The 23,708-nt window shown below is 73.1% G+C and carries 23 protein-coding genes and 2 tRNA genes; 15 read left to right on the top strand and 10 right to left on the bottom strand.

Features of this window, described 5'->3' with window-relative positions; genetic code table 11:
- Window positions 1–3: 3 nt before the first annotated feature.
- Window positions 4–80 (top strand) — tRNA-Met (locus tag ITJ48_RS10200).
- An 80-nt stretch (window positions 81–160) separates the two neighbouring features.
- Window positions 161–1,336, top strand: coding sequence for a glycerate kinase (locus tag ITJ48_RS10195; protein WP_194613597.1), 1,176 nt, complete (start codon window positions 161–163; stop codon window positions 1,334–1,336).
- 25 nt (window positions 1,337–1,361) lie between these two features.
- Here ITJ48_RS10195 and ITJ48_RS10190 read toward each other — a convergent pair whose 3' ends face one another.
- Complete coding sequence (locus ITJ48_RS10190) at window positions 1,362–2,561, bottom strand: aminotransferase class I/II-fold pyridoxal phosphate-dependent enzyme (protein WP_194613596.1); 1,200 nt, start codon at window positions 2,559–2,561, stop codon at window positions 1,362–1,364.
- Window positions 2,562–2,723: 162 nt separating this feature from the next.
- Here ITJ48_RS10190 and ITJ48_RS16540 point away from each other — a divergent pair, with 162 nt between their 5' ends.
- The 6 genes from ITJ48_RS16540 to ITJ48_RS10160 all read left to right on the top strand — a co-directional run bounded on the left by ITJ48_RS16540 (window position 2,724) and on the right by ITJ48_RS10160 (window position 9,167).
- Window positions 2,724–4,544 (top strand): trypsin-like peptidase domain-containing protein, encoded by a 1,821-nt coding sequence (locus ITJ48_RS16540; protein WP_194613595.1) that lies wholly within the window; start codon window positions 2,724–2,726, stop codon window positions 4,542–4,544.
- Between the two features lie 147 nt (window positions 4,545–4,691).
- Window positions 4,692–5,735 (top strand): glycosyltransferase family 2 protein, encoded by a 1,044-nt coding sequence (locus ITJ48_RS10180; protein WP_194613594.1) that lies wholly within the window; start codon window positions 4,692–4,694, stop codon window positions 5,733–5,735.
- 9 nt (window positions 5,736–5,744) lie between these two features.
- Entirely contained in the window at window positions 5,745–6,551 is an 807-nt protein-coding gene (locus ITJ48_RS10175) for a CDP-alcohol phosphatidyltransferase family protein (protein ID WP_194613593.1), read from the top strand.
- Window positions 6,548–7,435 (top strand): glycosyltransferase family 2 protein, encoded by an 888-nt coding sequence (locus tag ITJ48_RS10170; protein WP_194614413.1) that lies wholly within the window; start codon window positions 6,548–6,550, stop codon window positions 7,433–7,435. Before ITJ48_RS10175 ends, ITJ48_RS10170 begins: the two co-directional genes overlap by 4 nt.
- Before the next feature lie 61 nt (window positions 7,436–7,496).
- A complete protein-coding gene (locus ITJ48_RS10165) occupies window positions 7,497–8,762 on the top strand; it encodes a CDP-glycerol glycerophosphotransferase family protein (RefSeq protein ID WP_194613592.1) in 1,266 nt (421 codons plus the stop codon).
- A 96-nt stretch (window positions 8,763–8,858) separates the two neighbouring features.
- Window positions 8,859–9,167 carry a helix-turn-helix domain-containing protein gene (locus ITJ48_RS10160; protein ID WP_194613591.1) on the top strand — a complete coding sequence of 103 codons (309 nt, stop codon included), beginning with the start codon at window positions 8,859–8,861 and terminating at the stop codon, window positions 9,165–9,167.
- On the opposite strand, the gene ITJ48_RS10155 is transcribed toward ITJ48_RS10160, so the two are convergent.
- The 5 genes from ITJ48_RS10155 to ITJ48_RS10135 all read right to left on the bottom strand — a co-directional run bounded on the left by ITJ48_RS10155 (window position 9,157) and on the right by ITJ48_RS10135 (window position 12,683).
- Window positions 9,157–9,441 carry a hypothetical protein gene (locus ITJ48_RS10155; RefSeq protein ID WP_194613590.1) on the bottom strand — a complete coding sequence of 95 codons (285 nt, stop codon included), beginning with the start codon at window positions 9,439–9,441 and terminating at the stop codon, window positions 9,157–9,159. The two genes, ITJ48_RS10160 and ITJ48_RS10155, sit on opposite strands and share 11 nt — an antisense overlap.
- A gap of 122 nt (window positions 9,442–9,563) precedes the next feature.
- Window positions 9,564–10,352 (bottom strand): hypothetical protein, encoded by a 789-nt coding sequence (locus ITJ48_RS10150; protein ID WP_228506860.1) that lies wholly within the window; start codon window positions 10,350–10,352, stop codon window positions 9,564–9,566.
- Window positions 10,353–10,361: 9 nt separating this feature from the next.
- Complete coding sequence (locus ITJ48_RS10145) at window positions 10,362–11,126, bottom strand: ABC transporter ATP-binding protein (RefSeq protein ID WP_192041174.1); 765 nt, start codon at window positions 11,124–11,126, stop codon at window positions 10,362–10,364.
- Complete coding sequence (locus tag ITJ48_RS10140; protein ID WP_194613589.1) at window positions 11,126–11,923, bottom strand: ABC transporter permease; 798 nt, start codon at window positions 11,921–11,923, stop codon at window positions 11,126–11,128. The genes ITJ48_RS10145 and ITJ48_RS10140 overlap by 1 nt, the downstream gene beginning before the upstream one ends.
- 49 nt (window positions 11,924–11,972) lie before the next feature.
- Window positions 11,973–12,683: a phosphocholine cytidylyltransferase family protein gene (locus ITJ48_RS10135; protein WP_314102750.1), complete on the bottom strand. Its 711-nt coding sequence runs from the start codon at window positions 12,681–12,683 to the stop codon at window positions 11,973–11,975.
- Between the two features lie 364 nt (window positions 12,684–13,047).
- Here ITJ48_RS10135 and ITJ48_RS16695 point away from each other — a divergent pair, with 364 nt between their 5' ends.
- From ITJ48_RS16695 to ITJ48_RS10120, 3 genes are read left to right on the top strand one after another with little or no spacing between them, the layout of a single operon-like run.
- Entirely contained in the window at window positions 13,048–14,550 is a 1,503-nt protein-coding gene (locus ITJ48_RS16695; protein WP_370544871.1) for an ABC transporter ATP-binding protein, read from the top strand.
- On the top strand, window positions 14,526–16,091 hold the full coding sequence (locus tag ITJ48_RS10125) for an ABC transporter permease (RefSeq protein WP_194613588.1): 1,566 nt from the start codon (window positions 14,526–14,528) through the stop codon (window positions 16,089–16,091). Before ITJ48_RS16695 ends, ITJ48_RS10125 begins: the two co-directional genes overlap by 25 nt.
- 15 nt (window positions 16,092–16,106) lie before the next feature.
- Entirely contained in the window at window positions 16,107–16,367 is a 261-nt protein-coding gene (locus ITJ48_RS10120) for a DUF3039 domain-containing protein (RefSeq protein ID WP_166760949.1), read from the top strand.
- Window positions 16,368–16,395: 28 nt separating this feature from the next.
- On the opposite strand, the gene ITJ48_RS10115 is transcribed toward ITJ48_RS10120, so the two are convergent.
- Window positions 16,396–17,688: a nicotinate phosphoribosyltransferase gene (locus tag ITJ48_RS10115; RefSeq protein WP_194613587.1), complete on the bottom strand. Its 1,293-nt coding sequence runs from the start codon at window positions 17,686–17,688 to the stop codon at window positions 16,396–16,398.
- An 82-nt stretch (window positions 17,689–17,770) separates the two neighbouring features.
- Here ITJ48_RS10115 and murI point away from each other — a divergent pair, with 82 nt between their 5' ends.
- The 3 genes from murI (at window position 17,771) to ITJ48_RS10100 (ending at window position 20,056) form a co-directional block, all read left to right on the top strand.
- Window positions 17,771–18,628, top strand: a complete 858-nt coding sequence (murI, locus tag ITJ48_RS10110) for a glutamate racemase (protein WP_194613586.1) — start codon at window positions 17,771–17,773, stop codon at window positions 18,626–18,628.
- An 82-nt stretch (window positions 18,629–18,710) separates the two neighbouring features.
- Window positions 18,711–19,457, top strand: a complete 747-nt coding sequence (rph, locus tag ITJ48_RS10105) for a ribonuclease PH (protein WP_194613585.1) — start codon at window positions 18,711–18,713, stop codon at window positions 19,455–19,457.
- Window positions 19,454–20,056, top strand: a complete 603-nt coding sequence (locus tag ITJ48_RS10100; protein WP_194613584.1) for a non-canonical purine NTP pyrophosphatase — start codon at window positions 19,454–19,456, stop codon at window positions 20,054–20,056. Before rph ends, ITJ48_RS10100 begins: the two co-directional genes overlap by 4 nt.
- 180 nt (window positions 20,057–20,236) lie before the next feature.
- On the opposite strand, the gene ITJ48_RS10095 is transcribed toward ITJ48_RS10100, so the two are convergent.
- From ITJ48_RS10095 to ITJ48_RS10085, 3 genes are all read right to left on the bottom strand, one after another.
- Window positions 20,237–20,986 (bottom strand): DedA family protein, encoded by a 750-nt coding sequence (locus ITJ48_RS10095; protein WP_194613583.1) that lies wholly within the window; start codon window positions 20,984–20,986, stop codon window positions 20,237–20,239.
- A 95-nt stretch (window positions 20,987–21,081) separates the two neighbouring features.
- Window positions 21,082–21,163 (bottom strand) — tRNA-Leu (locus ITJ48_RS10090).
- A gap of 60 nt (window positions 21,164–21,223) precedes the next feature.
- A complete protein-coding gene (locus ITJ48_RS10085) occupies window positions 21,224–22,495 on the bottom strand; it encodes an MFS transporter (protein ID WP_192041183.1) in 1,272 nt (423 codons plus the stop codon).
- An 85-nt stretch (window positions 22,496–22,580) separates the two neighbouring features.
- On the opposite strand from ITJ48_RS10085, the gene mnmA reads away from it, so the two are divergent.
- Complete coding sequence (gene mnmA / locus ITJ48_RS10080) at window positions 22,581–23,702, top strand: tRNA 2-thiouridine(34) synthase MnmA (RefSeq protein WP_194613582.1); 1,122 nt, start codon at window positions 22,581–22,583, stop codon at window positions 23,700–23,702.
- The last annotated feature ends 6 nt before the right edge of the window (window positions 23,703–23,708 follow it).

The following is a 23,708-nucleotide window of genomic DNA, read 5'->3' as shown; positions in this document are numbered from 1 at the left end:
TGCCGCGGGGTGGAGCAGTTCGGTAGCTCGCTGGGCTCATAACCCAGAGGTCGTAGGTTCAAATCCTGCCCCCGCAACCAACGCCGCACCACGACAGAGGCCCTGATCATCTGATCAGGGCTTCTGTCGTTCCCGGAGTCCCGTGTGCCAGCATGTCTCTGTGCCAGGCCTCGCCGTCGTCGTCGCGCCCGACTCCTTCAAGGGGACCGCGGGTGCCGCCGCCGTGGCCGCCTCCGTCGCCGCGGGATGGCGTTCCGTGCGGCCGAGCGACCACGTCACCGAGCTGCCCCTGGCCGACGGCGGAGAGGGGACCCTCGACGCCCTCGAGTCCGCGCTCCCGACCTGCACACGTCACGAGGTCGTCGTGCCCGGCCCCGACGGGCGGCCCGTCACGGCGTCCTGGCTCATGCTCCCGGACGGCACCGCCGTGGCGGAGCTCGCGTCGTCGAGCGGCCTGGGGCTGATGTCGACGCCTGCGCCGTACGACGCCCACACGCGCGGCCTCGGCCGGGTCCTCGCCGACGCGCTCGACGCGGGTGCGCGGCGCCTCGTCGTCGGGCTGGGCGGCAGCGCGTCGACCGACGGGGGAGCCGGGCTCCTCACGGAGCTCGGCGCGCGCCTCCTCGACTCCCTGGGCGAGCCCGTCGTCGACGGGTCGCACGGGCTGGCCGCGACCGTGCGGGTCGACCTGTCCGGTCTCCGGCCCCTGCCCGCGGGCGGGGTCGAGATCTGGTCCGACGTGACGGCGCCGCTGTTGGGGCCCGGCGGCGCTGCCGCCGTGTTCGGTCCGCAGAAGGGCGCCGGGCCCGACGACGTCCTCGCCCTCGAGCGCGCGCTCGAGGGCTTCGCCGTGCTGGTCGACGCCGATCCGTCGACCCCGGGCGCCGGGGCCGCGGGCGGGACGGGCTTCGGGCTCCTCGTCTGGGGCGCCACCGTCGTCTCCGGCGCCGAGGCCGTCGCCGAGGCCGTGGGGCTCGACCGCCTGGTCGCCGACGCGGACCTCGTCGTCACCGGGGAGGGGCGGTTCGACGAGCAGACGGCGGGCGGCAAGCTCGTCTCGTGGGTCGCCTCCTCGGCTCGTGCCCTCGACGTGCCGGTCGCCCTCGTGGCCGGCCAGGTGGCAGCGGACCCGGCCGGGTTCACGGACGTCGTCGACACGTCCGTCCTGGCCGGGGGAGCCGACGCCTCGCGGGCAGAGCCGCAGCGGTGGCTCACCGAGGCCGGCGCCGTTCTGGCCGCGCGCGCCACCGCGCGCGCCACCGCGCGCGCCACCGCGCGCGCCACCGCGCGCAGCGACGCGGGCGACGCGGGCGGCGCGGCCGGCGAGACCCCGTGAGCCGGGGAGGCGCCCCGCTCGTCCCTCAGACGCGCAGGGCCGCCAGCTGACGAGCCGCCCGCTCGAGCACCTCCGTGCGCTTGCAGAACGCGAACCGGATGCGCGACGCGTGCTCGACCGCAGCCTCCTCGTGGCAGAAGGCGCTCACCGGGACGCCGACGACGCCGGCGAGCTCGGGCAGTCGCCGACAGAGGTCTGCGGCGTCCGAGAAGCCGAGCGGGGCGGCGTCGGCGACGACGAAGTAGCCGCCGCGGGACGGGGCGACGGAGAACCCGGCGGCGGCGAGCCCGTCGGCCAGCACGTCCCTCTTGCGCTGCAGGCCGGCGGCGAGCCCCGCGAACCACTCGTCCGGCAGGCCCAACCCCACGGCGATCGCGGGCTGGAAGACCGAGCCGTTGACGAACGTGAGGTACTGCTTCACCGTCATCACCTTCGAGACGAGGTGCTCGGGGCCGGTGAGCCAGCCGATCTTCCAGCCCGTCGTGCTGAAGGTCTTGCCCCCGCTCGAGACGCTCAGGGTGCGCTCCGCGGCCCCGGGCAGGGTCGAGAGCGGCACGTGTGCGGCACCGTCGAAGAGCAGGTGCTCGTAGACCTCGTCCGTGACGAGGACGGCGTCGTGGCGGCGCGCCAGGTCGACCACCAGCTGCCTCGTCGCCGCGTCGAGCACCGTGCCCGTCGGGTTGTGCGGGTCGTTCACGATCACGAGGGCCGTGCGGTCGGAGAACGCCGCGCGCAGCTCGGCGTGGTCCACCGCGAACTCGGCCCCGCGCATCGGGACGGTGCGGTGCACGCCGCCCGCGAGGCCGATCACGGCTCCGTAGGCGTCGTAGAACGGCTCGAGGGTGACGACCTCGTCACCGTCGTCGACGAGGGCGAGGACCGTCGCGGCCAGGGCCTCGGTGGCGCCGGCCGTCACGAGCACCTCGCGTCGCGGGTCGAGCTCGATGCCGTAGAAACGACGCTGGTGCTCGGCGACGGCCTCGAGCAGCTCGGGCCTGCCGCGACCGGGCGGGTACTGGTTCAGGCCGGCGTCGAGGGCGGCGTGGGCGGCGTCGAGCACGACCCGGGGCCCGTCCTCGTCGGGGAACCCCTGGCCGAGGTTGATCGCCCCGGTGCGGGCCGCCAGCGCGGACATCTCGGCGAACACGGTGGGCGCGGCACGGCCGGCACCGTCGAGCAGCATCGCGCCGCGCGCGGCGCGTTCCCAGGGGGCAGGTGCAGTCATGGTGCTGTCACGGTACCCGCACGACCGGGGGGCACCTCCGCGCGGGCAGGCGGACCCTCACCGGCGGACGCATAAGCTGACCGCAGCCCGCTCCCAGGCGGGTCTTATGCGCTGCACAGCTTGCGCGACCAGGCTGTCCTCGCTTGGAAGGAGCACACCCTCATGAACGAGACCCCCCGAGGCGCGGACGACCACGTCGGTCCCCACCACGACCACGACGCCGACGCGACGAACGAGGCGCCGACGACCGGGGGCCCCGCCGAGGAGGCGCGGGCCGACCGAGCGGACGCCGTAGGCCTTCCCGAGACGGCCGCCACGGCTCCGCGCGGGCAGGAGCCCCCGGTGACGTTCGGCGCGCCGCCCCTGCCCGGCAGCACGCCGGGCTCCCTCGCCGACGAGGCGGCCGCGCGCGCCGGCTCGGCCGACGGGCGCCCTGCCGCTCCGCAGCAGCCTGGGTCCTACCAGCAGCCGGCGTCGTACCAGCAGCCCGCGGCCCACCAGCAGCAGCCCGCCTCGTACCAGCAGCCGGCGTCGTACCAGCAGCCCGCCTCGTACCAGCAGCCCGCCTCGTACCAGCAGCCCGCGGCCCACCAGCAGCCTGCGTCGTACCAACAGCCTGCGTCGTACCAGCAGCCTGGTTCCTACCAGCAGCCGGCCTCGTACCAGCAGCCCTCGTCGTACCAGCAGGGGTCGCAGTACGCGCAGGCGTCGACGCCGCAGACGGATGCCTTCGGGCGGCCTGCCACGGGCGGAGCTCCCCAGGGTGCCGCCTCCTGGGCGCCTCCCGCCTCGACGACGACGAAGCGCCGCGGCGGCAAGGGCGTCCTCGCGGCCGCCCTCGCCGTCGGCCTGATCGCGGGCGGCGCGCTCGGCGGGGTCGTGGGAGGAGTGGTCGCCGACGGACGCGGCGGCACGACCGCCTCGAGCGGCCCGTCCCGTGAGCTCACGGTCAACGACTACGACGACGCCACGGCCATCACGGCCGTCGCGGCCAAGGCCACGCCGTCCGTCGTCACCATCAACGTCGCCAGCGGCTCGTCGGGCGGTACGGGGTCGGGCGTCATCGTCTCCGACGACGGCTACATCGTCACCAACACGCACGTCGTCACCCTCGACGGGGCGAGCGCCTCCGGCACGGTGACCGTCACCCTCAGCGACGGCAACATCCTGCCCGCCGAGGTCGTGGGCCTCGACCCCACGGTCGACCTCGCCGTCCTCAAGGTCGACGCCACGGGCCTCAAGCCCATCACCTTCGCCGACTCGTCCAAGCTGAACGTGGGCGACACCGCCGTGGCCATCGGGGCGCCCCTGGGGCTCTCGAACACCGTGACCGACGGCATCGTGTCGACCCTGAACCGCAGCATCACCGTGCAGTCCTCGGCCGCGCCGAGCGACGGCAGCGACCAGGGCGACCAGGGCGACAACAACGGCCAGGGCCCGTTCTCGTTCAACAACGGCGACGGGAGCACCCAGAACCAGGCGAGCAGCGTGATCTCGCTGCCGGTCATCCAGACCGACGCGTCGATCAACCCCGGCAACTCGGGCGGCGCGCTGCTCGACGCCAAGGGCGACCTGATCGGCCTGAACGTGGCGATCGCCAGCTCCGGCTCGTCCTCGGGCAGCATCGGCGTGGGCTTCTCCATCCCCTCCGCCCTCGTGCAGCGGGTCTCGAAGGAGATCATCGCGAACGGCAGCGCCACCCACGGCCTCCTCGGCGCGAGCGTCGACGACGCGGCCACGGCGCAGGGCGCCGACCGAGTCGGAGCGCTCATCGTCGAGATCAGCCAGGGAGGCGCGGCCCAGGAGGCCGGTTTGCGTGCCGGCGACGTGGTCACCGAGTTCAACGGCATCGCGGTCACGAGCCGCACCGACCTGACCGCCCAGGTCCGGTTCCTCGCCGGGGGCGCCACGGCCGAGCTGACGTACGTGCGGGACGGCGCGGAGGCGACCGCCCAGGTGACCCTGGACACGCTCACGAGCTGACCTCGGGGACGACACGGCTCCTCCTCAGGGCGGACCGGGGCACCTGTTGCCCCGGCCCGCCCTGCGTCCTTGGTAGGCTCGGCGGGATCTCCGCGGGGCTCCGGTCTCGTCCGCCAGCGCGTCAGCGCCGCATCCCGAGGCTCCTCCATGACCTTCCCCGACAGCCCGGCGCCCGGCGTGTCCTACGTCATGCCCGTGCTCAACGAGGAGCGAGAGATCCGTGCCGCGGTCGAGAGCCTCGTCGACCAGGACTACGAGGGGCCGTTCGAGGTGCTGCTGGCCCTCGGCCCGAGCGTCGACGGCACCAACGAGGTCGTCGCGGCGATGTCGGCCGCCGATCCCCGCATCCGCACCCTGCCCAACCCGGTCGGCTCCACGCCGGCGGGCCTGAACGTGGCCATCCGTGCCAGCGTCCACCCGATCACGGTGCGGGTCGACGCCCACTCGGTCCTCCCGCGGGACTACACGCGGCTCGCCGTCGACGCGCTGCGCCGCAGCGGTGCCGACAACGTGGGCGGCATCATGCTGGCCGAGGGGCGCACGCCCTTCGAGAAGGCCGTGGCCCGCGCGTACGGCAGCCGGGTCGGGCTCGGCGGCACCCCCCACCACGTCGGAGGCGCGGAGGGGCCGACCGAGACCGCCTACCTCGGCGTGTTCCTGCGCCACCGCCTCCTCGAGGTCGGCCTGTTCGACGAGGGCGTCAAGCGCGGCCAGGACTGGGAGCTCAACCGTCGTCTCCGCGCGACCGGGGGCACCGTCTGGTTCACGCCCGACCTCGTCGTGACGTACCGTCCGCGCCCCAGCCTCCGCACGCTCGCCCGGCAGTTCGTCGCCACGGGCCTGTGGCGGGGCGAGCTCGCGCGGCGGTTCCCCAAGGCGAACACGCTCCGCTACCTCGTGCCGCCCGCGATGGTGGTGGGCGTCGCCCTGGGCGTGCTGGCCGGGCTGGTGGGCCTCGTCGGCGCGCTGACCGGGACGGCGGCGGCCTGGGCACTGCTCGGGCTCGTCGTCCCGGGTCTCTACGTCGCGTTCGTGGTGCTGGCCGCCGTCCTCGTGGCCCGGGGCGACGGCCTCCGCACGCGGCTGTGGTTTCTCGTAGTCTTGCCTTCCATCCACTTCGGCTGGGGGCTCGGCTTCGTGGCGGGGTTCCTCGACCTGACGGGGAACATCACCGCGCACACGGGAAGATAGCCTCACGCCATGACCGCGCTGCCCACGCGTCCCACGTCCATCGCCGAGCTGCGACGGGTGGCCCAGCCGCCCGAGGTCCGCAGCCGTGCCAACGCCGAGCACTGGACGGCCTCGCTCTACCTGCGCGACGTCTCGCCCTACCTCACGTGGTGGCTGCTCAAGACGAGCGTCACCGCGAACGGCGTCACCGGGCTCATGATCCTCACGGGCTGGGCCACCGCCGCGGCGTTGCTCGTGCCCGGCATCGGCGGCGCGATGCTCGCCCTCGTCCTCGGTCAGCTCCAGATGCTCGTCGACTGCTGCGACGGCGAGGTCGCCCGGTGGCGGGGGACGAGCTCGCCGGCCGGGGTGTTCCTCGACAAGGTCGGGCACTACTCGACCGAGGCCCTCATCCCCGTGGCGCTCGGGGTCCGGGCGGCCGGCTGGCCGTTCGACGTGCCCGCCGACTGGCTCTGGACGACGCTCGGCACGGCGCTGGCGCTCGTCATCGTCCTCAACAAGGCCCTCAACGACATGGTGCACGTGGCCCGGGCCAACGCCGGGCTGACCCGCCTCGAGGACAAGCGCGGAGGGGCGACCGTCCCCAGCGGGCGCCTCCTGTCGCGACTCCGCTCCGCCGCGCGCTTCGTCCCGTTCCACCGGCTCTACCACTCCGTCGAGCTGACGATGCTCGCCTTCGTCGCCGCGCTCGTGGGGCTGGTCGTCGGCGAGCCCCTGGCCGACCGCGTGCTCGTGTCGGTGCTGCTGCCGCTGTCCCTGGTCGCCCTGGTGGGCCACTTCGTGGCCATCATGGCGTCGAAGAGGGTCCGCTCCTGAGCGGCGAGGCGGCACGGTCGACACCTCGGGTCGGGGTCGTCAGCCTGACCCAGGGCCGCCGGCCCGACGACCTGCGCCGCGGCCTCGAGAGCGTCCTCGCGCAGGTCGGCGTCGAGGTGGACGTCGTGTGCGTCGGGAACGGCGGGGGCCCCGGCCCCGTGCCCGAGGGCGTGTCGGTCCTTGCCCTCCCCGAGAACGTCGGCATCCCCGCAGGTCGCAACCGCGGCGCCGAGCGCGTGTCGGGCGAGTGGGTGTTCTTCCTCGACGACGACGCGAGCATCCCGTCCCCCACGTTCCTCGCCGACGCGATCGACCTGATGCGGCGCGAGGGCGACGTGGGGCTCGTGCAGCCCCGGGTCGTCGACGCGTCGGGCGCGACGTCTCCCCGCCGCTGGATCCCCCGGCTGCGCAAGGGCGACCCTGCCGAGTCGAGCGACGTCTTCTCGGTCTGGGAGGGCGCCACGGTGATGCCCCGCCGGGTCTTCGACGCCTGCGGCGGCTGGGGGGAGCCCTACTTCTACGCGCACGAGGGGATCGAGCTCGCCTGGCGGGTCTGGGCGCAGGGCCTCCGGGTGCGGTACGAGGGCGGACTCGTGGCCCACCATCCCGCCATCGACCCCGCACGCCACGCCGAGTACCACCGGCTCAACGCCCGCAACCGGGTGTGGCTCGCCAAGCGGAACCTGCCGTGGCCGCTCGTCCCCGTGTACGTGGGCAGCTGGACGGCGGTGCAGGTGCTGCGCTGGGCCTCGACGCCGGCTCGCCTCCGGGCCTGGTTCGGCGGCTGGGCCGAGGGCTGGCGCACGTCTCCCGGCGGCCGTCGGTCCGTCGGCTGGGCAACGGTCCTGCGCATGTCCAGGTCCGGTCGACCCCCGGTGATCTAGCCTGGAACGTCCAGGTGCGCGACAGTCGTCGGGCGCACGACCCACCACAGGAGGACCGTCCGTGCCGTTGAAACGGGATCTCGAGCTCGCCAGGGGCCTGGCCGTGCGCGCCTGGAAGTCACGGCGTCAGCGTCGGCGCCTCGATCGGATCGGCGACGCCGCGCGGCGGCCCGAGCCCGGCACCGTCCGGGTCGCCGTGTACTTCGCGGACACGGCGGTCAACATGTACCAGATCCGGCAGTGGTACGCGCCGCTGGCCCACCTCGCCGAGACCGTCCCCGTCGCCATCGTCGCCCGCTCGCCCGGCGCCATGCTCGCCCTGCTGGAGGAGTCGCCCGTCCCCGTCGTGTACGCGCGCCAGGTCGTGGACCTCGAGGAGTTCGTCGAGTCGCAGCCCCTGGCCATGACCCTCTACGTGAACCAGAACGCCAAGAACTTCCAGATGATGCGCTACGGGCGCATGTGGCACGTCTTCGTCAACCACGGCGAGAGCGACAAGATGTACATGACCACGAACCAGTTCAAGGCCTACGACTACGCCTTCATCGCGGGCGACGCCGCCCGGGCGCGGCTCGAGGTCGCCCTCTGGGACTACGACCTCGACCGTCGTGCCGTGGCCATCGGTCGGCCCCAGGCCGACCACGCTGCGGGGACGCCCCCCTTCGAGCCGGACGACCGCATCGTCGTGCTCTACGCCCCGACCTGGGAGGGCGACCGCCCGGCGGCCACCTACGGGTCCATCGCGACGCACGGCGTCCGTCTGGTCGAGGCGCTGCTGGCGTCGGGGCGCCACAGGCTCGTCTACCGTCCGCACCCTCGCAGCGGGGTGGTCGACCGTGACTACCGTCGCGCGCACGAGGCCGTCGTCGCCGCGATCGAGGCCGCGAACGCGGCGACGCCCGGAGCCGGCCACATCTACGACACCAGCCCCCAGCTCGGCTGGCAGCTCACGACGGCGGACGTCGCCGTCACGGACGTCTCGGCGATGATCTACGACCGCCTCGCCACGGGCAGGCCCCTCCTCGTGACGAGGCCGGCGTCCGCCGAGGCCGACGTCGACGAACGGGGCTACCTCGGGGCCGCCGAGTGGCTCGAGGCCGCGGAGGCCGGCGACGTCGTCGACGTGGTCGACCGCGTCCGCGACGACCCGGAGGCCCGTCGACGCCTCGAGCACTGGGTCCGCCGGTACTTCGGCGACACGACTCCCGGCGCCGCCACGAGGCGGTTCGAGGAGGCGGTGCTGCAGCTCGTCGAGCGGAGGGACGACTTCGCCCGTCGCGCCGACGCCCCGGACACCGAGGCCTCGGACGGCGCGACTCCCTCCTAGGCCTCGGGCAGCGACAGAGGCATGCAGCGCTCGTGGTCGTGGCATCCAGGCGTCTGGCATCTGGCGTCGCATCGCTGGTGGGCGTATCCATGAGGCATGCCCGATCCCTCGTCTCCTGCTGCCCTGCTCTTCGGTGAACGTGTCCGCGGCGAGCGTCAGCGACTCGGGCTCAGCCAGGACGAGGTCGCCCACCTCGCAGGGATGAACGTGTCGAACTACGGCAAGATCGAGCGCGGTGTCGGCAACCCCGTCCTGCACACGATCGTGCGCCTCGCGGCCGTGCTCGGCGTCGACCCGGGCGTGCTGGTCGGCGGCATGTCGGGCGATCACCTGCCGCCCGTGCTCGAGGCCTTCTCGGCTGCCGACTACGTGGCGGAGCGCCGCGCCCGCGCCGTCAGAAGCTGAACCGCCAGAGGTACTCCTCCCGCGACGGTCGGAACCACCGCACGACGGCGATCGAGCTCGCCGCGAGCTCGGGGCCGATGACGCTCAGGGCCAGCGACTGCCCGGGGGCCAGGGTGCCGGTGCTGACGGGCACCAGGAGACCGGAGCCGAGCAGGGTGACCCTCAGGGACGACACGGTCTCGCTGCCGTCGTTGACGAGACGGACGATCCGGGGCCCGCGCGAGCGGTCGAGACGGAAGGGGACGCTGTAGGCGGTGGGTGCTGTCACGGTCATGCCGCGACGGTAGGTCGGACCCCCGACCCTTCCCGCTCCGCCCTGTGGACCGCGCCCCGTCGGGGGAGGAACGACCTCCGCCGGACGACGGCGTCGCGGCCGCCCGGCGGACCGGCGGGTGCCTAGGTTCCGAGCTCGACCGGGAAGGAGGCGGGAGCCGGTCCGAACGCGTCCCTCGCGCTCGCGACGACCTTGCGCCCCAGCAGGTGGTTGCCGGTGCCGCCGACGACCGCGCCGATGCCGAAGGGGACGGCCCTGCCGAGGACCGTGGCGGTCTGCGACGCGGCGAAGCGCCGGACGAAGTGCTTGCGGACGGTGTCGGTCAGTCCGCTGATGGCGGTCTTGGGGAGCTTCTGCGTGACCAGCTCGCCCCAGAAGGCACTGCGGGCAGGGGCCGTGCCCAGCGCCTCCCCGGCGAACTGCCGGACCAGGGTCGCGCCGGGGGCGCCCATCATCATCGTCATGACGAGGGCTCGGGCGCGTTCCGGGTCGGTGACGGCGATGCCGTGCACCTCGGTGACGGACTGGGCGAAGAGGGCGCTCGCCTCGAGGAACCCCGCGGTCTCGACCCCGGAGAGGGCGAGGGATATGCCCCAGCCGACGCCGGGGATGACCGCGCTCGCCCCGACGGCCGCCCCGCCGGACGTGACGGCCGTCAGGTACTCGCGCTCGAGGATGCGGATGAGCTTGGCCGGGTCGGCCTTGCGGTGGCGGCGCCGGAGAGCCGCGACGTGCTTGACGACCACGGGCCGCTGGACGGCGAGGAGGCGGTCGAGACGGCGCAGCCACGCCGAGTCGACGACCTGGCCGTCGTGCGACGCGGCCCGGTACGGCTCGGGAGACCCGGTGGCGGGATCGATGCGGACGATGTCGTCCTCGGCGGGACGGGGCGAGACGTGGCGATCGGGCATCACCGGATGCTACGCCGCGGGCCGGGGAGGATGATCGGAGGAGTAGCGGGCGAGAGCCTCGTCGAGCGGGCCGTCGAAGACCAGCTCGCCCTTGTCGAGGTAGAGGCCCCGGGCGCAGAAGCGCTTGAGGTCGCGCTCGTTGTGCGACACGAGGAAGAGCGTGCGGCCGTCGGCCAGCATCTGCTCGATCCGCCCGTAGCACTTCTCGCGGAACGCCTTGTCGCCCACCGCGAGGACCTCGTCGACGAGGATGACGGGCTCCTCGAGCCGGGAGATGACGGCGAACGCGATCCGGACCTTCATGCCGCTCGAGAGGTGCTTGTAGGGGGTGTCGACGAACGCGGCGATCTCGGCGAAGTCGATGATCTCGTCGAAGCGCTCGTCGATCTCGTCCCGACGCATGCCGTGCAGGCCTGCTGTCAGGTACACGTTCTCGCGCACGGTGAGGTCGGCGACGAAGCCGCCGGTGATCTCGATGAGGGGGGCGACGCCTCCCGAGACCGAGACGGACCCCGTGTCGGGGAGGATGACCTCGGCCACGAGCTTGAGCAGCGTCGACTTGCCCTGGCCGTTGCGGCCCACCACCCCGATCGCCTCGCCCGCACGGACGTCGAACGAGACGTCGCGCAGTGCCCAGAACTCGCCGGGACGGGACCGCCGGCTCGAGTCGGAGAAGAGGTCCTTGAAGGAGCGGCGCCCGCGGCGGTTGCGCCGGAACCGGATGCCGACGCCCTCGACGCGGATCACGGGCTGGTCGCCGGTGGGGGGAGTCATCAGATCTCCTTCAGCACGGCGCGCTCGCTGGCCCGGAACACCCCGAGGCCGACGGCCAGGAGGAGGAGGCACATGCCGCCCCCGACGAGGACCTCGAGCAGGTCGAGCTGCTCGGGGAAGAACGCGGACCGGTAGAGGCCGAAGATCCCGCTCAGCGGGTTGAAGGCCGCGAGGAGGTGCAGGCTCTCGGGCAGGTCGCGGGTGCCGTAGATGATCGGGGACGCGTAGAAGAGGAACCGGAGGGCGAGCTTGGTCGCGCGTTCGAGGTCGCGGAAGAACACGACCAGAGGGGCGACGATCAGCCCCACGCCGGCGACGAGCACGGTCTGCATGACCATGGCGATGGGCAGGAACACCACCTGCCAGTGCAGCTCGGCTCGGCCGAGCACCGCGAACAGCGCGAGCACGGGCAGGCTCAGGGCGAACTCGATGCCCTTCGAGCCGACCAGGCGGAACACCCAGATCGTCCGGGGGATCTTGGTCGACCTGACCAGCTTCGCCTCGCGGATGAAGGCTCGGGTGCTGTCGGAGACCGCTCCGTTGAACCACATCCACGGGAGGAGCCCGCTCAGCAAGAACACGATGTACGGGTCTTCACCGACCGATCGCTGGAAGACCACCTGGAAGACGAAGAAGTAGATCCCCGCCATCACCAGCGGATCGAGGATCGACCAGACGTAGCCGAGCGCGGACGTCGAGTACCGGACCTTGAGGTCGCGGCTGGTCAGCAGCCACAGCGTCTGGCGGTAGCGGGCGGCCCCGGTGCGCCGGGGTCGATCGGCCAGGGCTGTGCTCACGGGTGTCCTCGGTCTCGGGGGACATCCCGGCCGACGGGGCGGGCCCCGGTCACACGAAGAGGTTCGCGCGCTCCAGGTCCTCGGCGAAGTCGACCTCGACGGCGTAGAGGTCGGAGATGTCCACGGGCTCAAAGAGTAGCCCGTTCTGCTCGATGGCCAGTTCGATGCCGCGCTCGAAGTAGTCCTGCGCGTCGACCTTGGCGAGCTGGCGCATGAGGACGGCCTTGTCGGCCTTGGCGACGAAGTTGATGCCGACCGCCTCGCCCAGGCCGCCCACGACCTGCTTCGACAGCTGCGCGATGTAGCCCTCGGCCGTGGTCGTGTACTTGACCTCTTCGTCGGACACCTTCGAGGTGTTGACGGCGACGAACGACTGCTCGTCGCGGACCTGACGGGCGGCACGGCGCAGCGCCTCGGGGTCGAACACGACGTCGCCGTTCATCCAGAGGACGCCGCCCGACGTGCTGGCGCGCAGCGCGCGCAGCAGGCTCTTCGAGGTGTTCGTCTGGTCGTACTGCTCGTTGTAGACGAAGGAGGCGGTGGGGAATGCCTCGACGATGTGCTCGAACTTGTAGCCGACGACGACGGTGATGCGGGCGTCGGGCCCGAACGCCGACCGGATGTTGTCGAACTGCTGCTGCATGATGGTGCGGCCGTCGCTCAGCTCGGTGAGCGCCTTGGGCAGCGAGCGACCGAGGCGGCTGCCGAGGCCGGCGGCCAGGATCACGATCTGGGGGGCGGTGCTGTCTGTCTTGCTCACGTCTGTCTCCTCGTGGGGCTGACCGTCTGCCTGTCGTTCCGTGCCGGCCGGTGGTGAGGGCCGTCACGGTGCGCCGCCTCGACGTCGGATCGGAGATCCGCGGGGCGGGCCCCGGGTCTTGACAGGTGTTCGGTCGTGCTTCTGGGTCGTGCCCCGGGAGGTGCGGTCGGGCGCCGTCTGTGGCGCCCCTCCGTCTGGTGTTCGGGCGGCGTTCACCCTCGGGACTCGATGTGGACACGTCGTCGTGCTGCCCCAGACTACCGCGAGCGGTCGCCCAGCGGCAGGTGCTGGTCGAGGTCGTGTCCCTTTCGTGATCGTCCTCAGGGCGGGCGTGCCGGGCTCGCTCGCTTGGTACGGTGGTGCGATGGCTTCCGCGCGCGACGACCAGGAGGGTGCCCTGCACCCCGACGAGGCGACGCGCAGCGGCGGGGACGTGCTTCACCGGGGGGATCAGATGGACGACGAGGCGACGCCGACGGACGCACCGGACGGGGTGGCGACGGTCGACGAGCCCGGCCAGGGCGCGGCCGGCCAGCGAGAGCAGCCGGCACGCGAGCGGACCCCTTCCCGAGGAGGCGCGTCCCCTGCCCCGAGGAGCCCCCGGACCACGTCGGCCGGCCGCAAGCCCGCCTCGACCCGGACGGCTGCCGATCGGTCGGCCGCCGCCAAGAAGGCCGCGGCGACGCGGGCCGCGAACGCGCGCGCCCGGGCCGCGGCCGCTGCTGCCGCGGCGGCCGAGGAAGCTGCCGCCGCCGAGGCCGCCGCCCAGGAGGCGGCCGTCGCCGAGGAGGCCGTGGCCGAGCTCGACGCCGTGCCCGCCGCCGAGGAGCAGGCCGTGGTCGAGTCCGGCGACGACGAGAGCGTGCCGGACGACGCCGTCGCCCCAGCGACCGACGCCGATGCCGCGCCCGACGACGCGGAGCCCGCTCAGGACGACGACGACGTCGTCGCACTGGCGACCGCGCCCGACGAGCTGGCGGTCGAGACGGACGACGAGTCCGGGTCGGTCGACGCGGGCACCGACGACGACGAGGTGACGCCCGTCGCCGGGGACGACGCGACGGACACCGAGGAGGCGACAGCGCCTCCTGCCGACGACGCGGAGCGCCCGGTGGTCCTCTCGATCAAGGGGATCGCGAAGAGGTACGGCAGCACGGTCGCCGTCGAGGGCGTCGACCTCGAGGTGCGGGCCGGCTCGTTCTACGGCATCGTCGGCCCCAACGGCGCGGGCAAGACGACGACCCTGTCGATCGTCACCGGGCTCCTGCGGCCCGACGAGGGCACCGTCTCGGTGCTCGGCTCCGACGTGTGGGACGACCCCGCCGCCGCCAAGCGCGCCCTCGGGGTGCTGCCCGACCGCCTCCGGCTCTTCGACCGCCTCACGGGCGCCCAGCTCCTCTACTACTCCGCGACGCTCCGGGGACTCGACGGGGCCACGGCGCGCAAGCGCTCGGCGGACCTGGCGGCCGCGTTCGGGCTGCAGGACGCGCTCGGCCGTCTCGTCGCCGACTACTCGGTCGGCATGACGAAGAAGATCGCCCTCGCGGCGGCCGTCATCCACTCGCCCCGCGTGCTCGTGCTGGACGAGCCGTTCGAGTCGGTCGACCCGGTGTCGGCGGCCACGGTGACGGACGTGCTCCAGCGCTACGTCGCCGGCGGCGGCACAGTGCTGCTCTCGAGCCACAGCATGGACCTCGTCGAGCGCATCTGCGACAGCGTCGCGGTGATCGTCGACGGTCACGTCCTCGCGAGCGGGACGGTCGACGAGGTCAGGGCCGGCCGTTCGCTCGAGCAGACGTTCGTCGAGCTGGCCGGCGGCCGAGCCGTCACGGAGGGCATGGAATGGTTGCAGAGCTTCTCCGACTGAGGCTCCAGACGATCGCGAACACCGTCCGGCACGAGCCGCGCCGGCTGCTCGTCACGGTCGTGTCGGTCCTCCTCGTCCTCGGCGCCTCCTTCGCCGTCTCCGCCCTCGCGGGCTCGCTGCGCGACGACTCGCTCAGCGACGTCCGCGCGCTCGTCGTGGGTGCCGGGGCGCTCGTCGTCGTCGCCTACAGCGTGCTGCCGTTCGCGCGGGTCCGGCCGCCGTGGAGCGACCCCCGCCGCCTGGCCGTCCTGGGCGTGCCCGAGGGGTCGGCGGCCGTCGGCCTCGCCCTCGGCGGTGCCGTCGGCCTGCCCGTGCTCGCCCTCGTCGCGGTCGCTCCCGGCTACGTGCGCTCATGGGGCGAGGGGCAGGGCATCGCGTCGCTCGCGGTCCTCGCCGTCGTCCTCGCCGGCGCCACGGCCTACCTCGCGTCCCTGGTGGCGGCGACGATCAACAGCGTCGTCCTCACCACCCGCCGGGCCCGTCAGTTCCTGGTCGCGGGGGGCGTGGTGGTCGCGGTGCTGCTCGTGCCGCTCGTCATCGACCTGGTCCGTGCCACCCTCCCCGGCGGCAGGACGAGCGGGGTCGTCGCCGACGTGCTCGCCTGGACCCCGTTCGGCGCCGCTCTCGCCCTCCCGGGGCACGCGGCGGTCGGCGAGACGGGCCGGGTCGTCGCGGACCTCGTGGTGGCGGTCGTCACCCTGGTCGCGCTCTGGCTCGCGTGGCGGGCGCTCGTGGCGCGCGCCTTCGTCGACCAGCCGGAGCCCGACGTCGCGGACGACGCAGCCGGCCTCGGCTGGTTCGAGTTCGTCCGGGCGAGCCCGACCGGTGCCGTCGCGGGCCGGAGCCTGACCTACTGGATGCGGGACGCTCGCTACCGCATGTCCCTCGTCATCATCCCGATCCTGCCGTTGCTCGTCGTGCCGCTCGGCATCGCGGGGATCAGCTGGCACTGGCTCGCGCTCGTGCCGGTGCCGTTGATGTGCCTCATCCTCGGGTTCCTGCCGCACAACGACGTCGCGTACGACAGCACCGCCCTGTGGCTGCACGTCGCGGCCGGCACGCGGGGCCTCGCGGACCGCGTGGGCCGCCTCGCGCCTCCTCTGCTCATCGGGGTGCCGCTCGTCGTTCTCGGGTCGCTCGTCGCCACGTGGCTCTTCGGCGACCGGGGCGCGCTGCTGCCCGAGATCGGGGTGTCCGCCGGGCTGCTGCTGAGCGGCCTGGGGCTGTCGAGCATCGTCTCGGCGGCGATGCCCTACGCGGCGGTGCGTCCGCACGACGACCCGTTCCAGCAGCCCCAGGCACACGGCAGCGCCTCGGTGACGGCGCAGGTCACGATGATCGGAGGGGCCGTCCTGGCGACCTCCCCGTCGCTCTGGTTCGCCGGCCGGTACCTGCTGCAGGGGCAGGAGGGCGCCGACACGTGGTCGTTCGTCACGGGGCTCGCCGCGGGCGTCGTCGTGCTCGTCGTCGGCGTTGCGATCGGCTCGCGCACGTTCACGCGTCGTGCGCCCGAGCTGCTCGCCTTCACCCTGCGCAGCTGACGTACGATGGTCGCCATGAGCGACACACAGACCGGCGGCGGACTCGACGTCCTGGATCGCGAGCTCGAGAAGCTCCTGAACGAGGACGCCGTCGACCCCGGCGACCACGAGCGCTTCTCGCACTACGTGAAGAAGGACAAGATCATGGAGTCCGCGCTCAGCGGCAAGCCCGTCAAGGCGCTCTGCGGCAAGAAGTGGACACCGGGTCGCGACCCCGAGAAGTTCCCCGTCTGCCCGACCTGCAAAGAGGTCTACGAGAAGATGAAGTCCGAGTAGGTCCCGTCCGTCACCCGGCAGGCGCCGCTCACTCGTAGACCGTCGGCAGCACCGGGTCGCCCCGGCCGAGCCGGAACGCGCTCGGCGGCAGCTCGTCGACGGCGGCCTGACGGTGGTCCCTCGCACGCTGCACGCCCTGCGGCCCGGTCCAGCGGTCGTCGACCACGCCGCCGGTGACGAGCGGCACGAGCAGTGGTCGTTCCTCGCCCTCGCCCGGCCCCCCGTCGCCGATGCGCACGAGCTCCGTCGTCGCGACGCCGTCGACGAGCACCCGCACCGGTGCCTTGCGGCCGCCGATGGTCGCCTTGTCGGCGGACTTCTTCGCCACCGACACCCACTCGCCGTCGGCGCCCTGGCGGGCGACCAGCTTGAACACCATCCCCGCCGCCGGGTGGCCCGAGCCCGACACCACGGACGTGCCGACGCCGTAGCTGTCGACGGGCGCCGCGCGCAGCGCCGCGATCGTGTATTCGTCGAGGTCGTTCGTCACGGTGATCTTCGTGCCCGTGGCGCCGAGGTCGTCGAGCTGTGCGCGCACCTGCGACACGAGCGCGGGGAGGTCGCCGCTGTCGATGCGGACGGCGCCGAGGCCCGTGCCGGCGACCTCGACGGCCGTGCGCACCGCCTCCGGGATGTCGTAGGTGTCGACGAGCAGCGTCGTGCCGGGCCCGAGGCTCGCGACCTGCGCCTCGAACGCCTCGCGCTCGGTGTCGTGCAGGAGGGTGAAGGCGTGCGCGGCGGTGCCCATCGTCGGGACGCCCCAGGTGCGCCCGGCCTCCAGGTTGCTCGTGGCGACGAAGCCCGCGACGTAGGCGGCCCGCGCCGCCGCCACGGCGCTGCGCTCGCCGGTCCGCCGCGAGCCCATCTCGGCGAGCGGCCGGCCGTCGGCGGCCGAGACCATCCGTGCCGCGGCGCTCGCGACGGCGGAGTCGTAGTTGAAGACGCTGAGGGCGAGCGTCTCGAGCAGGACGCCCTCGGCGAAGGTCGACTCGACGACGAGCAGGGGCGACCCCGGCAGGTACACCTCGCCCTCGGCGTAGCCGCGGATGTCGCCCGAGAAGCGGTAGTCGGCGAGCCAGTCGACGGTGCGGTCGTCGACGATGCGGCCGTCGCGCAGCCAGGCGAGCTCGGCGTCGCCGAACCGGAACTGCGTCAGCTCGGCAAGGAAGCGGCCGGTGCCGGCCACGAGGCCGTAGCGGCGACCCTGGGGGAGGCGGCGGGCGAAGAGCTCGAACACGCATCGTCGGTCGGCGGTGCCGGCTTTGAGGGCCGCCTCCACCATCGTGAACTCGTAGCGGTCGGTCAGCAGGGCACTGGTCACCTCTCCACCCTAGGCGGGGGGAGGGGGCCGGGACCAGGGCGCCCGGCTGCGGCGCGCCTCCGTCCGGGTAGGCTCGACGACCGTGACGCACGCACCCATCGGAGTCTTCGACAGCGGCGTGGGCGGCCTGACCGTCTCGCGGGCGATCATCGACCAGCTGCCGCGCGAGTCCGTCCTCTACGTCGGCGACACCGCCCACTCGCCCTACGGCCCGAAGCCCATCGCCGAGGTGCGCGAGTACGCGCTCGCCGTCATGGACGACCTCGTCGCCCAGGGGGTGAAGCTGCTCGTGATCGCGTGCAACACCGCCTCCGCGGCGGTCCTCCGCGACGCTCGTGAGCGGTACACGACGGGCGCCGGCATCCCCGTCGTCGAGGTCATCCAGCCCGCGGTCCGCTCCGCCGTGGGCCAGACGCGGAACAAGCGCATCGGGGTGGTCGGCACGGAGGGCACGGTCCGCTCGCGCGCCTACGAGGACGCCTTCGCCGCGGCCTCCGACCTGCAGATCTTCACGCAGGCGTGCCCGCGTTTCGTCGAGTTCGTCGAGGCAGGCGACACCTCGAGCCCCGAGCTCCGCGAGGTCGCCGCGGGCTACCTCGCACCGCTCCGCGAGGCAGGGGTCGACACGCTCGTGCTCGGCTGCACGCACTACCCGCTGATGTCGGCGGCGATCCAGTACGTGATGGGGCCGGAGGTGCGCCTCGTCTCGAGCGCGGACGAGACGGCCGCCGACGTCTACCGCACCCTCGTCGACCACGATCTCGAGGCGCCGGCGGGCAGCGTGCCGCGCTACGAGTTCGAGGCCACCGGCGCGGACGAGGCGGCTTTCCTGCGGTTGGCGAAGCGGTTCCTCGGGCCCGAGGTGTCGCGCGTCGGCCATCTCGAGACCGGTGCCATCGAGCTGCCGGGCGGGCTCCGCGCCGGCAGCCCGCGCGCCTGACCGCACCGCCCGCACAGCCCCACACCGCCCTGCACCGCCCCGTACGAGACCACACCAGACCGACCCGACCAGGGGAGACACCATGACCGAGACCACCACCGACCTCGTCCGCGCCGACGGCCGCCGCGCCGACCAGCTGCGACACGTCACCATCGAGAAGGGCTGGAGCGCGCAGGCCGAGGGGAGCGCCCTGGTGTCGTTCGGCGACACGAAGGTGCTGTGCACCGCCTCCTTCACGAACGGCGTGCCGCGCTGGCTGGCCGGCAAGGGGAAGGGCTGGGTCACGGCCGAGTACGCGATGCTGCCGCGCGCCACCGGCTCGCGGAACGACCGCGAGAGCGTCAAGGGCAAGATCGGCGGACGCACCCACGAGATCTCCCGCCTGATCGGTCGCAGCCTGCGGGCCGTGGTCGACACGAAGGCCCTCGGCGAGAACACCATCGTGCTCGACTGCGACGTGCTCCAGGCCGACGGCGGCACGCGCACGGCGGCCATCACGGGCGCGTACGTCGCGCTCGCGCAGGCGATCGAGTGGGGCCGCGAGAAGAAGTTCATCGCCCAGAAGGCGACCCCGCTGACCGACAGCGTCGCCGCCGTCTCGGTCGGCATCGTCGACGGCGTCCCGCTGCTCGACCTCGCCTACGTCGAGGACGTCCGCGCCGAGACCGACATGAACGTCGTCGTCACGGGCTCCGGCCTGTTCGTCGAGGTGCAGGGCACGGCCGAGGGAGCGCCCTTCGACCGCCGCGAGCTCGGCGAGCTGCTCGACCTCGCCGTCGCCGGCGGCGCCGACCTGACGACCCTCCAGAAGGAGGTGCTGGGCGCGTGACGCAGGTCGTCATCGCCACGCACAACCAGGGCAAGGTCTGGGAGCTGCGGCTGCTGCTCGCCGAGACCGCGCCGGGCGTCGAGCTGGTCGCCTACGACGGCCCGGAGCCCGTGGAGGACGGCGACACGTTCGCCGCGAACGCGCTGATCAAGGCGCGCGCGGCGGCGGCCCACACCGGGCTGCCCTCGCTCGCCGACGACAGCGGCATCTCGGCCCACGCCCTCGGGGGCGCGCCCGGCATCCACTCGGCCCGCTACGCCGGTACCCGGGACGACGACGACAACATCGACCTGCTGCTGGCGAACCTGGTCGGCGTGCCCGACCGCTCGGCGCACTTCTCGTGCGCGGCGGCGCTCGTCGTGCCCGCGTCGGCGGACGGCACGGTCGCCGCCCGCGAGCTGGTGGAGCAGGGCGAGTGGCCGGGCGAGGTCCTGGAGGCGCGGGTCGGCACGGGCGGACACGGCTACGACCCCGTGTTCCGGCCCGAGGGCGAGACCCGCAGCGCGGCCGAGCTGACCCCGGACGAGAAGAACGCGGTCAGCCACCGGTCGCGGGCGTTCCGCGCGATCGCGCCGCACGTCGCGGGCCTCGCAGGCTGAGCGCCTCTGCTGTCGCCCGCGGGCTGGCTGAGCCTTCGCGGGCTGGCTGAGCCCACGCGGGCCCGACCGCGCGGGCAACTCAGGAAGTCCCACGAAGGGGTTCCTGAACGCTGCAGCAGACAGGAACATCGGCACCTGATCCGCGAGGATCAGGACCGATCTTCCTGAATGAGGAGGGGGTCAGGCCTGGGTCGGCGTCTGGCCGGTGGGGGAGTCGACGGGTGTCGGCTCGACGGCCGCGGCGTCGACCTCGGCGTCGGGGGTCGTGCCGTCGGCCTCGTGCTTCTTCGCCGTGTGCACGCCGTGGAAGTAGTGGATCGCCACGGGGATCAGCGTCGCGAGCACGGCGCCGAGCAGGATCAGGTCGATGTACGAGCTGACGAAGTCGGCGACGGGCGGGATGTGGCCGATGCCGAAGCCGAGCATGGTGACGCCGAAGCCCCAGACGATCGCCCCGATGCCGTTGTAGAGCGAGTAGCGCCGGTAGCTCATGTGCCCGACGCCGGCCATGATCGGCGCGAAGGTGCGGACGACCGGCACGAAGCGGGCGATGATGACCGCGAGCGGGCCGAAGCGCTCGAAGAAGGCGTTCGTCCGGTTCACGTTCGCCTTGCTGAAGAGCCCGCTCTCCTTCCGCTCGAAGATGCGCGGCCCGATCTTGTGGCCGATCAGGTAGCCGAGCTCGCCGCCGGCGAAGGCGGCGATGCCGATGAAGATCGCGATCAACCAGATCGGCAGGCCGAGGGCGCCGGGGTTCGTGGCCGCGAGGATGCCGGTGATGATGAGCAGGGTGTCGCCGGGGAAGAGGAACCCGATCAGCAGCCCGGTCTCGGCGAAGACGAGCAGGCAGACGCCGAGCACGGCCCAGGGGCCGAACGCCGACAAGAGGTACTCGGGGTCGAGCCACGAGATGGTCGCCAGGGGCAGCATGGGTCTCTTTCTCGAGGTGCCGGGAGGACCAGGCTACCCGTGCTGGCTGCGCAGGCTGCAGTGACCTTCGTCACCGGGACAGAGCCGGGCCTTCGTGCGGGAGAAGGGACTTGAACCCTCACGCCCGAAGGCACAGGAACCTAAATCCTGCGTGTCTGCCAGTTTCACCACTCCCGCGGGCAGGACCGAGTGTACCGACGAGCACGAGCACGAGCACGAGGAGGCGCGGGCTCGGCGTCAGCGCAGCTCCCGCGGCACGTGCGGCGAGTACCGCGGCACGTAGCGCAGCAGGATGACCGCCCCGACGAGGCCGAGCACGCCCATCACCCCGCTCGCCAGCGAGATCGAGACCACGGCGGTCAGGCCCGAGATGAGCAGCGGTGCGGCCGCGCTGCCCGCGTCGCCCGTGAACCGCCAGGCACCGAGGAACGGCGCGGGGTCGGCCCGGTCGGCGAGGTCGGCGCCGAGGGTCATGAGGATGCCGCTGCCGATCCCGTTCGCGAGCGACATGAACATCGCCACGGCGACGAACCAGCCGACCCGGGCGTCGAGGTCGTGGGTGAGTGACAGGGCCAGGTACGAGATCGAGAGGCCGACCATCGAGGGGACGGCGCTCCAGAGGCGGCCCCAGCGGTCCATGATCTGGCCGCTCGTGTAGAACAGCGCGAAGTCGACGGCGCCCGCGATGCCGATGATCAGCGCCGTCTGCGGCGCGCTGATCCCGATGCTCACGGCCCAGAGCGGCAGGATCACCTGGCGCCCGGCCCGCATCGCGCCGATCAGCGCGGCTCCGCTGCCCAGCTTGACGAGGACGCCGCGGTGGCGGGCGAGCGTGCGGAACAGGCCCTCCGCCTCCTTCGCGACCTTCTCCTCGCCGGGGGTCGGGGCGTCGACGGGGACGGCGGCCGCCGCCCGCCGTTCGCGGAGCACCTCGGACGGGTCGCGCAGCACGAGCAGCACGACGGCCGCGCCGAGGCAGCCGGCGACGTGGATCCAGAACGCGGACTGCGTCGAGCCGGTGAGGTGGATGGTGCCGGCCGCGAGGAACGGCCCGACGAAGTAGCCGAGCCGGAAGACCCCGCCGAGGCTCGACAGCGCCCGCGCCCGGACCTCGACCGGCACGAAGCTCGTCATGAAGGCGTGCCGGGCCAGGGCGAACACGGCCGTCGAGAGGCCGATGAGCAGCACGCCCCCGGCCAGGACCCACTCGTTCGGCGCCCACACGCAGGTCAGCAGCCCGACGATGCTCACGAGCGCGGCGGAGATCATGGCGGTGCGCTCGCCGATGCGGGAGACGAGCCAGCCGCTCGGGACGTCGCCGATCAGCTCGCCCACCAGGATGAGCGCGGCGACGAACGCCGCGAAGGGCAGGGTCGCCCCGAGGTCGCTCGCGACGACCGGGATGATCGGGATGATCGCCCCCTCGCCGATCGCGAACAACGCGGCGGGGAGGAAGGCCGACAGGGCGACGGACCGGAACGAGAAGGCGGGGGAGGGCGTCGACGTCATGGCACCGGCCACACTATGCCTGCCTCGGCCGGGGCCGACCCCCTCGGCCCCGCCGGGCGCCGGCGCGGCTGCTTACACTTGACGGATGAAGATCCTCGCAGCGATGAGCGGCGGCGTCGACTCGGCGGTCGCCGCGGCCCGGGCGGTCGAGGCCGGCCACGACGTCGTCGGGGTGCACCTGGCCCTCAGCCGGATGCCCGGCACCCTCCGCACCGGCAGCCGCGGCTGCTGCACCATCGAGGACTCGATGGACGCCCAGCGCGCCGCCGACGTCATCGGCATCCCCTACTACGTGTGGGACTTCAGCGAGCGCTTCAAGCTCGACGTCGTCGACGACTTCGTCGCCGAGTACACCGCTGGTCGCACCCCGAACCCCTGCATGCGCTGCAACGAGCGCATCAAGTTCGCCGCCCTGCTCGAGAAGGCCCTCGCGCTCGGCTTCGACGCGGTGTGCACCGGGCACTACGCGACCATCGTCACGGACGACCAGGGCGAGCGCGAGCTGCACCGCGCCTCCGCGTGGGCCAAGGACCAGTCCTACGTGCTCGGCGTGCTCACCGCCGAGCAGCTGGCGCACTCGATGTTCCCGCTCGGGGCCACGCCCTCGAAGGCCGAGGTGCGTGCCGAGGCCGCCGCCCGCGGCCTCAGCGTCGCGGCGAAGCCCGACAGCCACGACATCTGCTTCATCCCCGACGGCGACACCCGGGGCTGGCTCGCGGAACGCGTCGGCGCCGAGCAGGGCGACATCCTCGACCGCTCGGGCGAGACCATCGGCACGCACCAGGGCGCGCACGCGTTCACGGTCGGGCAGCGCAAGGGCCTGAACGTCGGGTTCCCGTCGGACGACGGCAAGCCCCGCTTCGTGCTCGAGGTGCGACCGGTCGACAACACGGTGGTGGTGGGCCCGAAGGAGGCGCTCGACATCGCCGAGATCGCCGGCGGCTCGTTCACGTGGGCCGGCCGCGCGCCGGTCGACCCCACGACGGCCTTCGACTGCGACGTCCAGATCAGGGCCCACGCCGACCCCGTCCCCGCCGTCGCGCGGGTGTCGGCGGTCGAGGGTAGAACGGAGCTCGTGATCACTCCCCACGAGCCCCTCAGCGGCGTCGCCCCCGGGCAGACCGCCGTCGTCTACGTCGGCACCCGCGTGCTCGGCCAGTGCACGATCGACCGGACGGTCAGCGCCGTGCCGGTCACCGCGCCGTGAACGACG

This window comes from Frigoribacterium sp. VKM Ac-2530 (genome assembly GCF_015350835.1).
GTDB lineage: Bacteria > Actinomycetota > Actinomycetes > Actinomycetales > Microbacteriaceae > Frigoribacterium.
Note: the sequence above shows the minus strand (reverse complement) of the source record. Positions and strands in the feature narration are given on the sequence as shown.